Below are 14,961 nucleotides of genomic sequence, written 5' to 3' on the forward strand. Positions count from 1 at the left end.
CGCATCCCATTCGAATTTCAGGCTTCCATGCCTGCGCGATCCTTAATCCAGGATGAAGAGTTTAAATGCGGCAATTTAAGGCGGGGTTAAGCTCTTGCCGGATCAAATCGGCGTCATTGGCAGACGTCGACCCATTGCGCGCCCGTCAATTCGGCCATCACATCGGGCGAAATCTTCACTGCCGCATTGGTGGCGCCGGCAGCCGGAACCACCTCTTGGTAGTTTTTTAGAGATATGTCGCAGAACACTGGCAGGGGCGAGGGCAGGCCGAAAGGGCACACGCCGCCGACGGGGTGGCTGGTCACCGCAACCACCTCTTCCGGTCCGAGCATACGCGGCTTGGCCCCAAAATGATCGCGGAACTTCCGGTTATCGAGCCGCCTCGTGCCGGCGGCGACGACAAGGAGAATGGTGTCGCCTGCCTTCAGGCAGATCGTTTTGGCGATCTGGTCGGGCTGGACACCATGGGCTTCGGCGGCCAACGCCACCGTTGCTGAACTCGCCTCCGTTTCAATCACGGCGACTTCGGGCGATTTCTCGGTGAAAAAGGCTCTGACGGATTCGATAGACATGCGTATTTATTAGGCGTTACGCGGAGACGCTTCAAGTCACCCTGCAACAGCTATGCAATTTGTGCAATGCTGCGCTGCGATGAAACGTCTGTTTTTTAAGCTGATATCCTGTATCTTCAAATCATCGAAGCGACGCACTCCTCCTCCCAGCGTCGCCCGATTGGACTGACAATACTCCTCCTCCCAATTGTCAGTCAGTTTCAAGAACCCGGCGCACCTCCTCCCGCGCCGGGTTTTTGCTTTTTGGCGCTCCTGTCGTCTAGCTCCCTGCTGAACCCCGGCAAGATGGGCGTGTTCAAAGAAACTTGACTTTCAGCCCCTTCCAACCTAGTTACTTCGCCATCGATATTTGTTTGACGACCAGAGCTTCGGCGTCTTTTTAGACGCTCACGACGATCTTTTCCTTCAAATTCGACCCAAGTCCGCACTGCTCGCAGTGCAAATACAATTGCCAACGGAAGGAAATCGTTATGGCGACTGGTACAGTAAAGTGGTTCAACGCAACCAAGGGCTACGGCTTCATTCAGCCTGACGACGGTTCGCAGGACGTATTCGTTCACATCTCCGCTGTTGAGCGCGCTGGTCTGACCGCCCTCAACGACGGCCAGAAGCTCTCCTACGAGCTGATGCAGGATCGTCGCTCGGGCAAGATGTCCGCAGGCAACCTCGTTGCTGCCTGATAAGCGCTTTGGCCCGAAAGGGTCATTCGCATGAATGGAAAGGCCGGATTTTTCCGGCCTTTTCTTTTGCTGGAAGGGGCTGGACCGGCTGCCCTTGAAAAAGCCGGACCACATACCAATATAGGGGTCAACAGTGCTCCGGACCGGAACTGCCGGGAATGGCGCTTTTAAAAGCGCCGCTGCTGTTGTGTTAACCAAAGATTAACCAAAGCAGCCGATCTTGAGCCGGAAAGCAGCGTCGATATCTTTGACGCGCTCTGGAGCATTAGACCGTTAGAACGCTTTGACCACGGATGTACTGGCATTGACGGAAAACGGATGGAAAGGTCGGGCTTGCCCGGCCTTTTTGTTTATGTGCCGAGGAGGTGCCGAATATTCGGCACCTCCTCTTTTTCTCTGGATTATTTCGCCGCGAGCGCGTCGAGAATACGGACCCAGGAGCGGATACCCTTGTGGAAGGACTGCAGGTCGTATTTTTCATTCGGCGAATGAATACGGTCATCGGTAAGTCCGAAGCCGACAAGCAGCGAATCCATTCCCAGCATCTTCTGGAAATCGCCGACGATCGGGATCGAGCCACCCATGCCGATGACGACGGCAGGTTTCGGCCATTCTTCCGAAAGCGCATTTTTGGCCTTGGTCAGCACGGGTGAATCATAAGAAAGCTGGATGGCTGGTGATGCGCCATGCTCGTGGAATTCCACGGAGCAATCGGCTGGAAGCTTCGAGCGCACATAGGCCCGGAAGCTGTCGCGGATGGTTGCCGGATTCTGCTCGCCGACGAGGCGGAACGACACCTTGGCGGAGGCCTTCGCGGCGATCACGGTCTTGAAGCCGTCGCCAGTGTAGCCACCGATGATGCCGTTGACTTCCGCCGTCGGCCGCGCCCATGTCTGCTCCAGCACGGAACGGCCCTTTTCGCCCGAGGGAACAGAAAGGCCGACTTCGCCGAGAAAGGCTTCGGCCGTTCGTCCCAGCGTTTCCCAGGAGGCCTTGATGTTGGCTGGGGTTTCCTCCACGCCGTCATAAAAGCCTGAAAGAGTTACCCGGCCTGTTTCGTCATGCAGGCCGGCGAGAATATCGGTGAGGATGTGGATCGGATTTGCCGCCGCACCGCCGAACAGACCGGAATGCAGATCGCGGTCGGCCGCGGTGATGACAATCTCTTCCCCGACAAGACCGCGCAGGGCTGCGGCAATGGCCGGCGTATCCCGGTCCCACATGCCGGTATCGCAGACCAGCGCATAATCGGCCTTCAACTCATCCGCATTGGCTTCGAGAAAAGGCTTCAGCGAGGGCGAACCGGATTCCTCTTCGCCTTCAAAGAGGATAGTGACGCGCACCGGCAGGCCGCCATTCACTGCCTTATAGGCGCGGCAGGCCTCAACGAAGGTCATCAGCTGGCCCTTGTCGTCTGCCGTACCGCGTCCGGTGATCACCTGCCGGCCGGCGCCGATATCCTTGACGGCGGGCTCGAATGGATCGTTTTCCCAGAGATCGAGCGGATCGACGGGCTGCACGTCATAATGGCCGTAGAAAAGCACATGCGGTGCATCTTTTGTGGCCGCATCGTGATGCGCCACAACCATGGGGTGGCCGGCCGTATCGCGCACGGAGGCTGTGAAGCCGAGCGCTGAAAGCGTTCTGACCAGCCATTCCGCCGCCTTGCGGCAGTCCGCTTTGTAGGCCGGGTCCGTCGAAATCGATGGAATGCGCACGAGCTCGAACAGCCGCTCGAGGCTGGAGGTGAGATTGTCGTCGGCGGTGGAAAGAATGGGGGAAACGTCTGTCATCGCTGATCCTGTCATGTCTGTCGTGACCCGGCGATAAGACGACACATGCGGGCATCGCGCATCGCGGGAAACAAGGGGGCCGGCGTGTCGTGAATCGGCAAACGTGCGGCCGCCGGAACGATAGAGCAGTTCAGGGAAAGTGCGAAGCGGTTTCGGGCTCTAAATATTATTTCGCTTTTTTGGCGCTTTCGATCGCCCGGCGCATATATTCCAGCAGAAGCTGTCTCTCGAAACGCCGGAAATCCTTGAGCAGCGTGTCTTCGGTGGCTTCGGAGGCGGCAATGGCGTTGGCTTCCAGATCCCTGCCGCGCTGGGTCAGCTCGATGATCTGGGCACGGCGGTCGCTTGGATGGGATTTGCGGATGATCAGCCCGTCACGTTCCATACGGGAGAGCGTATTGGCGAGCGTCGCCTGTTCAACATCGATTCTATCGAGCAATTGCCGCTGCGTCAGGCCTTCCTCATGCCAGAGTTCGATCAGGATGGGGAACTGCCCGGGGGAGAAACCGAGCGCGGCGGCTCTTTTCTGCATCGCCATGGTGAATTCGCGCGCCATTTTTGAGGCGAGATAGATTGCCGATTCGTCCCGGGAAAAACCCATTTTTCCGCCCATAAAGCACCACGGCCGGCTCAGTCCGGCAATTTCAATAGCGTGATATATATCGCGTGATATGTTTAAGCCAGCCCGACAGGGCACAAAATAAAACCGCCATGGCCGGGAGGGGTCGGCCATGGCGGTCATATTGGAGGACAAAGGCCCGGAGAGGGGGAAAGGCCTTTGTCCGGTCTGACGCGGCGGGGGACGAGCCAGCAATCAGACTACGGCGTGATCAGGCGCCGTCCTCCTAGAAATGTGTCTGCAAATGCGGCTTTTCAAGGGAAGGGCGGATTACAAATCGGTAACGTTGAGGTGAATTTCGCGCGCTCTTGCGGACACCGTATTCCCTGCGCTTTGCGGTGTGTTGTGCGAAGTTTCGGTGGACGTCAAAACGGCCCCGCGCTATCCATGCTACCCATGAAAAAAGGCGATCATCTTTTCCTCGTTGACGGTTCCGGTTTCATTTTCCGGGCCTTCCATGCCATTCCGCCGCTGAACCGCAAGTCGGACGGGCTGCCGGTCAACGCCGTCTCGGGCTTCTGCAACATGTTGTGGAAGCTCCTGAAGGATGCGCGCAATACCGATGTGGGTGTGACGCCTACCCATTTCGCGGTGATTTTCGACTATTCATCGAAGACCTTCCGTAACGAGCTTTACGATCTCTACAAGGCCAACCGCACCGCGCCGCCGGAAGATCTCGTTCCGCAATTCGGTCTGATCCGCGAAGCGACGCGCGCCTTCAACCTTCCCTGCATCGAGACGGAAGGTTTCGAGGCGGACGATATCATCGCCACCTACGCCCGGCAGGCCGAGGCAATCGGCGCCGATGTCACCATCATCTCTTCCGACAAGGATCTGATGCAGCTCGTGACGGCCAATGTGCATATGTACGACGCCATGAAGGACAAGCAGATCGGCGTTCCCGACGTCATCGAAAAATGGGGCGTAGGCCCCGAAAAGATGATCGACCTGCAGGCGATGACCGGCGATTCCACCGACAATGTTCCCGGCATTCCCGGCATTGGGCCGAAGACTGCGGCGCAATTGCTGGAAGAATATGGCGATCTCGATACGTTGCTGGCGCGGGCGGGCGAAATCAAGCAGCAGAAGCGTCGGGAAAACATCATCGCCAATGCGGAGCTTGCCCGCCTTTCCAGACAGCTTGTGGCGCTCAGGACCGATGTGCCGCTGGATCAGTCTCTAGAGGCGCTGGTACTCGAACCGCAGAACGGCCCGAAACTCATCGCCTTCCTGAAGGCGATGGAGTTCACGACGCTGACACGCCGGGTTGCCGAAGCGACCGAAACCGACGCTTCCGCCATCGACCCTGCCAATGTGCCGGTGCAATGGGGTGCCGATGCCCATGGTCCCGATCTTGACGCGCCGGCCGCTGCCGTCAAGTCCGGTGAAGTCGCTGCTGACGCAGCAGGCGCCCCGGCTTTGCCTGCCGCTCCGGCAAGGAAAGTAACGGGGGAGGGCAGCGCGCCCGCCGATCTGGCTGCAGCGCGACAGGCGCTTTTTTCCGCCGCCGCGATCGATACGACTGCCTATCTAACGATCAGGGATCTTGCGACGCTTGACCGTTGGATAGCCGCTGCCCGGGAGACGGGCGTCGTCGCCTTCGATACGGAAACGACTTCGCTCGACCCGATGCAGGCGGAACTTGTCGGCTTTTCTCTGGCCATTGCCGATAACGGCAAGGACGCCACGGGCACCGATATCCGCGCAGCCTACGTTCCATTAACGCACAAGACCGGCTCCGGCGGCGATCTCTTCAGCGATGGCATTAAAATGGCTGAGGGGCAGGTGCCCTTTGCCGAGGCGCTGGAGCGCCTGAAGGACCTGCTCGAAGATGAAGCCGTCCTGAAGGTCGCCCAAAACCTCAAATACGACTATCTGCTGATGAAGCGTCACGGCGTCGTCATGCAAAGCTTCGACGACACGATGCTAATTTCCTATGTTCTCGAGGCCGGCAAGGCCACGCATGGCATGGATTCACTGTCCGAACGCTGGCTCGGCCACACGCCGATCGCCTATAAGGATGTGGCGGGTTCGGGCAAGTCGAGTGTCACTTTCGATTTTGTCGATATCGACAAGGCAACAGCCTACGCAGCGGAAGACGCGGATGTCACCCTGCGGCTCTGGATGGCGCTGAAGCCGAGGCTTGTCTCGGAACGGCTGACCAAGGTTTATGAGCGTCTGGAACGTCCCCTCGTTCCGGTTCTCGCGCATATGGAAGAGCGCGGCATCACCGTCGACCGGCAGATCCTGTCCCGCCTCTCCGGTGAACTCGCTCAGAAGGCTGCGGCCTTCGAAGAGGAAATCTACGAGCTGGCGGGCGAGCGTTTCAACATCGGCTCCCCAAAGCAGCTCGGCGATATTCTGTTCGGCAAGATGGGCTTGGCCGGTGGCTCGAAAACCAAGACCGGCCAATGGTCGACATCGGCACAGGTTCTCGAAGATCTCGCGGCGGAAGGTATCGAACTGCCGCGCAAGATCGTCGACTGGCGGCAGCTGACCAAGCTGAAGTCGACCTATACGGATGCACTGCCCGGCTATATCCATCCCGAGACGAAACGGGTGCATACGTCCTACGCGCTTGCCTCCACCACCACGGGGCGTCTGTCCTCCTCGGAGCCGAACCTTCAGAACATTCCGGTTCGCACGGCTGAAGGCCGCAAGATCCGCACGGCTTTCATCTCCACGCCCGGCCACAAGCTTCTGTCGGCCGATTACAGCCAGATCGAACTGCGCGTACTGGCCCATGTCGCCGATATTCCGCAGCTGCGCAACGCCTTCGAAAACGGCATCGACATTCATGCGATGACGGCATCGGAAATGTTCGGCGTGCCGGTGGAAGGCATGCCGTCGGAAGTACGCCGCCGCGCCAAGGCCATCAACTTCGGTATCATTTACGGCATTTCCGCTTTTGGCCTCGCCAACCAGCTCGGTATCGCCCGCTCGGAGGCCGGCGACTATATCAAGAAATATTTCGAGCGTTTTCCCGGCATTCGCGATTACATGGAAGCGACCAAGGCCTTCGCCCGCGAGAATGGCTATGTCGAAACGATTTTCGGCCGGCGCGCTCATTACCCGGAAATCCGTTCTTCCAACCCTTCCGTGAAGGCCTTCAACGAACGCGCCGCCATCAACGCGCCGATCCAGGGCTCGGCCGCCGATATCATCCGCCGCGCCATGGTCCGCATCGAGCCGGCGCTGGAGGCGGAAAAGCTTTCCGCCCGCATGCTTTTGCAGGTGCATGACGAACTCATCTTCGAAGTCGAGGAAGCGGAAATTGAAAAGACCCTGCCTGTCGTCGTCTCTGTCATGGAGGATGCGGCTATGCCGGCGATTTCGATGAAGGTGCCGCTGAAAGTGGATGCGCGTGCCGCCGACAATTGGGATGAGGCGCATTGACCGGCCTTTGAGCGGTCGATGTCATTGCCCTGTCGCGCGCGCGGACTAGGGGGAACGTCTCACAAGGAGTTCCCCGATGCACGCCCCGCTCGTTTCGAAAGATCTTGAGTATATTTCCGCCGCTAATCGCGATCAGCCGCCGCGCCATCTGGGCAGCCGCTTCAATGCGAATGGCGAGTTCCTGCCCGAGCCAGGTAACACCGTCGTCTGCCATCTTGTCGAAGGATCGCAGACCGAAAAAGCGATCATTGCGACCCGCCAGCGTTTTCTGGATATGCCGGAGGCGTCGCATCTTGCCTTTACGCCTGTTTCCAGCCTGCACATGACGGTATTTCAGGGCATCATCGAGTTTCGCCGCGCTTTGCCCTACTGGCCGGAAAACATGCCGCTCGATACGCCGATCGACACGATGACGGACTATTATCGCGACCGTCTTTCCGCATTTCCGGTCCTGCCCGCGTTCAAAATGCAGGTATCGGGTCTGCGTCCCGTAGGTCTTGCAATGAAGGGCGCAACCGCTGAAGATGACCGGATCGTGGCTCTCTGGCGTGACACATTCGCCGATTTCTTCGGCTATCGCCATCCCGATCATGATAGCTATGAGTTCCATATCACCCTGTCCTACATTGTTCGCTGGTTCGAGCCGGAGTGCCTGCCGCGCTGGCAGGCGATGCTTGACGAGGAACTGGAAAAGCTGCGCGCCGCAGCGCCCGTCATAGAGATGCGTCCGCCGGCTTTCTGTGAATTCAAGGATATGAACCACTTCAAGGAACTTGTCGTTTTCGATAAGAGGTAAGGTGTGATTTGCAGCCACCAGCCGTGGTTCTGCATACCGATTCCGCTGAATCGGAAAAAATGCGCATCAGGGCTGGTCAAAGCCCGTTTGGGCATGTATAAGCGCGCCAAATTTCCGATATCGAGACATCCGACATTCGGCCTTTGGTTCTGGCCGGTTCCGTTGTTTCGCCGCTTAAGTGGAGTAACAAAAATGGCTGTACCAAAAAGAAAAACAAGCCCGTCCAAGCGCGGTATGCGCCGCTCGGCTGACGGTCTCAAGTCTGCAACCTATGTTGAAGACAAGAACTCCGGCGAACTGCGCCGTCCGCACCATATCGATCTGAAGACCGGTATGTATCGCGGCCGTCAGGTTCTGACGCCGAAGGAAAGCGCATAAGCTTTCTGAAATCATCTTTGCAAAAACCGGCCCTCGTGGCCGGTTTTTTGTTTTCAGGACTGCCCACCTGTCCTTTCCGCTCACTTGGAAAATCCGCGCGCTCCCCCTACACTCTTTTAGGGAGAGCAGGTTTGCTGCCTGCAGCAGGAGGGGAGCTTCGGTGAAATATCGCTGGATTTTGTTGATGCTTCTCAGCCTCGGCCTCGGTTATGGCGCCGTGACGAGAGGTGGTGGCATCATCGCGGAGAGCTATTTTGGCGAAATGTCCGAGCAGGGTCGCACGACGCTTCGGCTCGCCGTCTCGGCACTGGGCGGGCTCCTGAGCCGTTACGAGCCGCTTCCTGCGCTCATTGCCGATCACGACGACATCGAGGAACTGGTCGCCCATCCCAAGGATGAAGCCCTGCGTCAGCGCGCCAATGTGTACCTCAAATCCATCAACACCCTGCTGGAATCCTCCGATATCTATATCATCACGCTGGACGGGGAGACCATCGCGGCCAGCAACTATGATGGTCCGACAAGTTTCGTTGGTGAGAATTTCAGCTACCGTCCCTATTTCCAGGATGCCGCCAGGGGCTTCCAGTCCCGCTTTTTCGCGCTCGGCACCACCTCGCACAAGCGCGGTTATTATTTCTCCGCACCGATTCTCTTCAATGAGGAGATCAAGGGCGTCATCGTCTTCAAGGTCGATATCGAAGGCATAGAGGCCTCCTTTGGCGATGGCGAAAACCGTATTCTGGTATCGGACCCGGAAGGCATCATCTTCATGACCGGAACGCCGCAATGGCTTTATTCCGGGCTGATGCCGCTGACGCCTGAAAGGCTGGCGCGCACGGAGGCTTCCCGCCGTTATGCCAATGCCGCCTTGAAGGAACTGCCGCTTAAAAACGGCAGTTTCGGTTCGCATCAGTTGATGACGATCAGCCAGGAAGACGGTGAGAGGGAATATATGGTCCTGTCGCAACCGATGCCCGATGCCGGCTGGACCGTCAGCGTGCTGATGGACACGGGCTCGCTCCGAACGCAGGTCAAGACGGCAATGATTGCGATCATCCTCTGCCTGTGCCTGGCCGCCGCGCTGATCGCCGTGCTGTTGCAAAGACGTCGACGCCTGCGGGATCGGTTAACCCATCAGGCCGAAGCCCAGGCGGAACTGGAGCGCCGGGTGGAGGAGCGCACGGCCGATCTGGCGCGGGTCAATCAGGAGATCGAGCACGAAATCGCCGAACGCCGCCAGACTGAGAAGCAGTTGCGCAAGATGCAGAACGATCTGGTGCAGGCTGGCAAACTTGCAGCACTTGGGCAGATGTCGGCCGCGCTGTCGCATGAGTTCAACCAGCCGCTGGCCGCCGCCAAGAATTATGCCGAAAACGCCTCGCTTCTCGTGGAGCGCGGGCGGCTGGAGGAGGTGACGGAAAATCTCAGGCGTATTTCGGGCCTTATCGACCGTATGGCGTCCATCAGCAAGCATCTCAGGAACTTCGCCCGTAAGCCCAATGAAAAAATGGCGGCAGTGGGTCTGGAAACCGTGCTTCGCGACACGCTTGAAATCGTCGGCCCGCGACTGAAGGCCGCCAATGCGATGCTGGATGTCGATCTCGGCCCGATGCCGCTTGCCGTAAAGGCCGGTCCGGTGCGGCTGCAGCAGGTGCTCGTCAACATCATCTCCAATGCCGCTGATGCGGTGGAGGGGCGCGAGGACCGTCGCATTGCGCTGCAGGCGGTGCAGCATGGCCAGTCGGTGTCGATTTTCATCCGTGATCGCGGTCCCGGCGTGCCGGCGGCGATTTCGGAACGTATTTTTGACCCCTTCTTCACCACCAAGGGCGTGGGACGCGGCCTTGGTCTTGGCCTGTCCATTTCCTACAACATCATCAAGGATTTTGGCGGCCAGCTGCGCGTCAGAAACCATGAAGACGGTGGGGCGGAGTTCGAAATCGAATTGCCTGCCGCCGCATGGCGCGTGGAGGCGGCTGCGGAATGACGATGTCGCGGGTTCTGTTGATTGATGACGAAGAGGAGCTGCGCTTTTCCACGGCGCAGGCGCTGGAGCTCTCCGGCTTTGCCGTCACCATGCTGGCGAGTGCCGAACATGCGCTCGAACTTATTGGATACAGCTTTGACGGTGTCGTGGTCAGCGATATCAGGATGCCCGGCATGGATGGCATGACGCTGCTGCAGAAGGTGCGGGAACTCGACCCGGAAATACCCGTCATCCTGATGACCGGCCACGGCGATGTGCAGCTTGCGGTCAACGCCATGCGCAACGGCGCTTATGATTTCATCGAAAAGCCGTTCACGCCGCAATATCTCGCCGGCATCATCAAAAGGGCGAATGACCGGCGCGCATTGGTGCTGGAAAACCGCCGCCTGAAGGCGGTGGCCGGCAAGCATGACGATCTCGAGACACGTCTGCCCGGCAGAACCCAGGTCATGGTCGATCTGCGCTATCGCATCCGCGCCATCGGCGCGACGGACGCCGATACGCTGATCGTGGGTGACACTGGCGCCGGCAAGGAGGTGGTAGCGCGGGCGCTGCATGATATCAGCGCCAGAGCCAACCGGCCCTTCGTGGCGATCAATTGCGCCGCCCTTCCGCAGACGCTGATCGAAAGTGAACTATTCGGCCATGAGGCCGGTGCGTTTCCGGGCGCGCTGCGCCCGCGCTACGGCAAGTTCGAACATGCTCGCGGTGGCACCATCCTGCTGGACGAGATCGGCTCCATGCCCTTCGAATTGCAGGGCCGCTTTCTGCGTGTGTTGCAGGAAAGGGTGATTACCCGTCTCGGCTCGAATGAAACGGTCGAGCTCGATGTTCGTTTCATTGCCACCAGCAAGGTCGATCTGGAACAGGAAGTTGCGGCTGGCCGGTTTCGTGCCGATCTTCTTTACCGCCTGAACGTGGCGACACTTCTCGTGCCATCCCTTTCGCAGCGCAGTGCCGATATACCGTTACTCTTCCTGCATCTTGTGCGGGAAGCTGCGGCTCGCTACGGGCGGGAAGACATGGAGGTGCCGCAAAACCTGCTTTCGGCCGTCTCCCTTCGAGAATGGCCGGGCAATGTGCGTGAATTGCGCAATGCCGCCGATCGTTTCGTTCTCGGTCTGGAAAGCGACGTGTCCGAAGGATCGTTGCCGTTTCAGGATGACGGAAAGGCAGCGCTTGCCACAAGGGTTGCGGCTTATGAAAAAAGCCTGATTGCACACGCAATTGCCGCCAATGGCGGAAACCTGAAATCCGTCTATGAGAATCTCGGCATTTCGCGCAAAACGCTCTATGAAAAAATGCAGAAATACGGGTTGCATCGCCACATGACCGAGGTCTGATGGGTGGATTTCCACCCATGGATAGGCTCCTATGGGTCGAAATCCACCCAATCCCCTTCGCGATGGCGATAAAAGCGCACTCTATTGCAAGACCGCCATTGCTGAATGGCCTTCCCGGATCGCAAATATCGTCACCCCGGTCGCCATGGAGGAGCATGCGCGGCTGAAGTGGCAAACATTTTCATCCGGGAGGAATCGATGAAAATACTGAAGACAGTTACCGGCCTTGCCGCCGCCGCTGCCGTTTCCCTTTTTGCGCTGTCCGCATCCGCTCAGAACTACCCTGAGCGCAATATCACCATGGTTGTGCCCTTTGCCGCCGGCGGCCCGACGGATACGGTCGCGCGCCTTGTCGCCGAATCCATGTCGAAGGATCTCGGCCAGCAGATCATCGTTGAAAATGTCGGCGGTGCGGGTGGCACGCTGGGCGCGGGCCGTGTGGCATCGGCCGATCCGGATGGTTACACTGTCCTTCTCCACCATATCGGTATGGCGACCAGCGCCACGCTCTACCGCAAGCTCGCCTATGACACGTTGAACGCCTTCGAATATGTGGGTCTCGTCACCGAAGTCCCGATGACCATCCTGTCGCGCAAGAACCTCGAGACCAAGGATCTCAAGGGTCTGATCGAATACGCGAAAGCAAACAAGGACAAGGTCACCGTCGCCAATGCCGGCATCGGCGCTGCCTCACATTTGTGCGGCATGCTGTTCATGAGCGCCATCGAGACACCGCTCGTCACCGTTCCCTACAAGGGCACCGGACCGGCCATGACCGATCTGCTCGGCGGCCAGGTCGACATTATGTGCGACCAGACCACCAACACCACCAAGCAGATCCAGGGCGGCACCGTGAAAGCCTATGCCGTGACCACGGCCAAGCGCCTCGACGTGCTGCCGGACGTGCCGACGGTTGTCGAAGCGGGCCTGCCGAAACTCGAAGTGGGCATCTGGCACGGCATCTATACGCCGAAGGGCACCCCGGCCGAAATCAACGAAAAGCTCTCCAAGTCGCTGCAGGTCGCGCTGAAGGACAAGAATGTCGCGGCCCGCTTTGCCGAACTCGGCACCACGCCCTCCTCGGAAAGCGATGCGACGCCGGCGGCGCTGAAGGCCAAGCTTGAAAGCGAAATTGCCCGCTGGAAGCCGGTGATCGAATCCGCCGGCCAATATGCCGACTGATGAACGCGGAACGACCGGCGGTATCTCGCCGCCGGTCGACCGTGATCATTTCAATAGGCGGACCGGTGTTATGCCGGCCGTGATGGAGGGGCATCTTTCATGAAGTCTTTATTTAATGACCCTGCCGAGGCGATCTGCGGGGCAATTTTCATGGGGCTTGGCGTCTTTTTCGCCTTGCAGTCCTATGGGCTGGAAATCGGAACGGCCTTTCGTATGGGCCCCGGCTATTTCCCGCTCGTTCTGGCAATCATCCTCATCCTGCTCGGCGGCGTTATATTCCTGCGATCGGCCCGCCCGGTCGGGGAGGGGATCGGAGCAATTGCGTGGCGCGGCATATTTTTCATCCTGCCCGCGCCGATTTTCTTCGGTTTCACTGTCCGCGGTCTTGGTTTTGTGCCGGCGCTGTTTTTCAGCGCGCTCATCGCTTCCTTCGCCTCGCACAAGATGAGCCCGCTCATGGCGATCATTCTTTCCGCGGCCATCACGGTCTTTTCCGTCGCCGTTTTCAACTACGGTCTCGGCCTGCCGTTCCAGCGCTTCGGCCCCTGGCTCAAATTTTAAGGTGCTGCGATGGATTTGCTCGATAATCTCGCTCTCGGTTTCGTCACGGCATCCTCGCTGGCAAACCTGTTCTTCTGCCTGATCGGCGTGCTGCTCGGCACCCTGATCGGTGTGCTGCCCGGTATCGGCGCGACGGCGACCATCGCCATGCTGCTGCCGATCACCTTCCAGCTGGAACCCGTCTCGTCACTCATCATGCTCGCCGGCATTTATTACGGCGCGCAATATGGCGGCTCCACCACCGCCATCCTGATCAATATGCCCGGCGAATCGTCGTCTGCCGTCACTGCCATCGATGGTTATCAGATGGCACGCAAGGGCAAGGCGGGTGCGGCACTTGCGATTGCCGCGATCGGCTCGTTTTTCGCCGGCACGGTCTCCACCTTCCTCGTGGCGATCTTCGCCCCGCCGCTCACGGCCATTGCGCTGGAGTTCGGTGCGGCGGAATATTTTTCGCTGATGGTCGTCGGCCTCGTTTCGTCGATCGCGCTTGCCCATGGTTCCATCGTCAAGGCGCTGGCCATGGTCGTGCTGGGCCTGCTGCTCGGCCTGGTCGGCACGGATATTTATAGCGGCACGCCGCGCTTCACCCTCGGTATCCGTGAATATGCCGATGGCCTGAATTTCGTGGCTGTCGCAGTGGGTGTCTTTGGCATTGCCGAAATCCTGCGCAATCTCGAAAACGAGCGGACTCGCTCGGTGCTGATCGCCAAGGTCAGTGGCCTAATGCCGACCAAGGATGATTTCAAACGCATGGTGGGGCCGGTTCTTCGCGGCACCGCCATCGGTTCGGCTCTCGGCATCCTGCCAGGCGGCGGCGCCATCCTCGCGGCATTTGCGTCCTACACGGTTGAAAAACGCGTCTCCAAGAACCCGGAAGAATTCGGGCATGGCGCGGTGGCTGGCGTTGCCGGTCCGGAATCGGCCAACAATGCCGGTGCCCAGACCTCCTTCATACCGCTGCTCACGCTTGGCATTCCCGCCAATCCGGTGATGGCTTTGATGATCGGCGCGATGATCATTCAGGGTATCGTGCCGGGTCCGAACGTCGCGACCGAACAGCCGGCGCTGTTTTGGGGCATCATCGCCTCCATGTGGATCGGCAATCTGATGCTCGTCATCCTGAACCTGCCCTTGATCGGGCTGTGGGTGAAGCTCCTGACGGTGCCCTATTATGTGCTTTTCCCGATCATCATGGCCTTCTGTGCCATCGGGGTCTACAGCGTCAATTCCAACGTCTTCGATCTCTACGCCGTCGCCTTCTTCGGCTTCATCGGTTACGTGCTGGTGAAACTGCGCTGCGAGCCGGCGCCGCTGCTGCTCGGCTTCGTGCTCGGCCCGCTGCTGGAGGAAAATCTGCGCCGCGCGATGATCCTCTCCCGCGGTGATCCGACCACCTTCGTCACCCGGCCGATCAGCGCCACCCTGCTCTTCATTGCTCTGGCCGTGCTGATCATCGTCTTCCTGCCCAGCGTGAAGAAGAAGCGCGAAGAGGTTTTCGTAGAAGAAGACTGAGACTGCCAAAAATTCCGGATGCCGGCGATGGAAACATCGCCGGCTTTTTCCGTTTCCGGATCGCCGTGACGAATTCGCTTCACGAAAGCGACATATGGTTGACTTGTGCGCTTTTACGCCCAAGGAAGGGCTGGAAAGA

General features: G+C 58.9%; 12 protein-coding genes. 9 read left to right on the top strand and 3 right to left on the bottom strand.

Annotated features, from left to right (window positions below; all coding sequences use genetic code 11):
• Positions 1-113: 113 nt before the first annotated feature.
• Positions 114-572, bottom strand: a complete 459-nt coding sequence (locus tag ACIQUH_RS13590) for a YbaK/EbsC family protein (RefSeq protein WP_400815817.1) — start codon at positions 570-572, stop codon at positions 114-116.
• A gap of 470 nt (positions 573-1,042) precedes the next feature.
• Between ACIQUH_RS13590 and ACIQUH_RS13595 the strand changes: the two genes are divergently transcribed.
• Positions 1,043-1,252 carry a cold-shock protein gene (locus ACIQUH_RS13595; RefSeq protein WP_003492998.1) on the top strand — a complete coding sequence of 70 codons (210 nt, stop codon included), beginning with the start codon at positions 1,043-1,045 and terminating at the stop codon, positions 1,250-1,252.
• Positions 1,253-1,653: 401 nt separating this feature from the next.
• Here ACIQUH_RS13595 and ACIQUH_RS13600 read toward each other — a convergent pair whose 3' ends face one another.
• Together ACIQUH_RS13600 and ACIQUH_RS13605 are read right to left on the bottom strand one after the other, a co-directional pair.
• Positions 1,654-3,045 carry a dipeptidase gene (locus ACIQUH_RS13600; RefSeq protein ID WP_400815821.1) on the bottom strand — a complete coding sequence of 464 codons (1,392 nt, stop codon included), beginning with the start codon at positions 3,043-3,045 and terminating at the stop codon, positions 1,654-1,656.
• Between the two features lie 166 nt (positions 3,046-3,211).
• On the bottom strand, positions 3,212-3,646 hold the full coding sequence (locus ACIQUH_RS13605) for a MarR family winged helix-turn-helix transcriptional regulator (RefSeq protein WP_400815823.1): 435 nt from the start codon (positions 3,644-3,646) through the stop codon (positions 3,212-3,214).
• A gap of 414 nt (positions 3,647-4,060) precedes the next feature.
• Here ACIQUH_RS13605 and polA point away from each other — a divergent pair, with 414 nt between their 5' ends.
• The 8 genes from polA (at position 4,061) to ACIQUH_RS13645 (ending at position 14,822) form a co-directional block, all read left to right on the top strand.
• A complete protein-coding gene (gene polA, locus ACIQUH_RS13610; protein ID WP_400815826.1) occupies positions 4,061-7,060 on the top strand; it encodes a DNA polymerase I in 3,000 nt (999 codons plus the stop codon).
• 76 nt (positions 7,061-7,136) lie between these two features.
• The gene (locus ACIQUH_RS13615; RefSeq protein WP_400815829.1) at positions 7,137-7,856 is read left to right on the top strand and encodes a DUF1868 domain-containing protein; all 720 of its coding nucleotides are present in this window, start codon (positions 7,137-7,139) and stop codon (positions 7,854-7,856) included.
• A gap of 192 nt (positions 7,857-8,048) precedes the next feature.
• Positions 8,049-8,234, top strand: a complete 186-nt coding sequence (gene rpmF, locus ACIQUH_RS13620; protein WP_003507205.1) for a 50S ribosomal protein L32 — start codon at positions 8,049-8,051, stop codon at positions 8,232-8,234.
• A gap of 184 nt (positions 8,235-8,418) precedes the next feature.
• Positions 8,419-10,221, top strand: coding sequence for an ATP-binding protein (locus ACIQUH_RS13625; protein ID WP_400816202.1), 1,803 nt, complete (start codon positions 8,419-8,421; stop codon positions 10,219-10,221).
• Complete coding sequence (locus ACIQUH_RS13630; RefSeq protein WP_400815833.1) at positions 10,218-11,564, top strand: sigma-54-dependent transcriptional regulator; 1,347 nt, start codon at positions 10,218-10,220, stop codon at positions 11,562-11,564. The genes ACIQUH_RS13625 and ACIQUH_RS13630 overlap by 4 nt, the downstream gene beginning before the upstream one ends.
• Positions 11,565-11,762: 198 nt before the next feature.
• The gene (locus tag ACIQUH_RS13635) at positions 11,763-12,746 is read left to right on the top strand and encodes a tripartite tricarboxylate transporter substrate-binding protein (protein ID WP_400815836.1); all 984 of its coding nucleotides are present in this window, start codon (positions 11,763-11,765) and stop codon (positions 12,744-12,746) included.
• Positions 12,747-12,845: 99 nt separating this feature from the next.
• On the top strand, positions 12,846-13,307 hold the full coding sequence (locus ACIQUH_RS13640; protein WP_400815838.1) for a tripartite tricarboxylate transporter TctB family protein: 462 nt from the start codon (positions 12,846-12,848) through the stop codon (positions 13,305-13,307).
• A 9-nt stretch (positions 13,308-13,316) separates the two neighbouring features.
• Positions 13,317-14,822, top strand: coding sequence for a tripartite tricarboxylate transporter permease (locus ACIQUH_RS13645; protein WP_400815841.1), 1,506 nt, complete (start codon positions 13,317-13,319; stop codon positions 14,820-14,822).
• Positions 14,823-14,961: the final 139 nt, after the last annotated feature.

Source organism: Agrobacterium sp. NPDC090283, from assembly GCF_044769685.1.
GTDB lineage: Bacteria > Pseudomonadota > Alphaproteobacteria > Rhizobiales > Rhizobiaceae > Agrobacterium.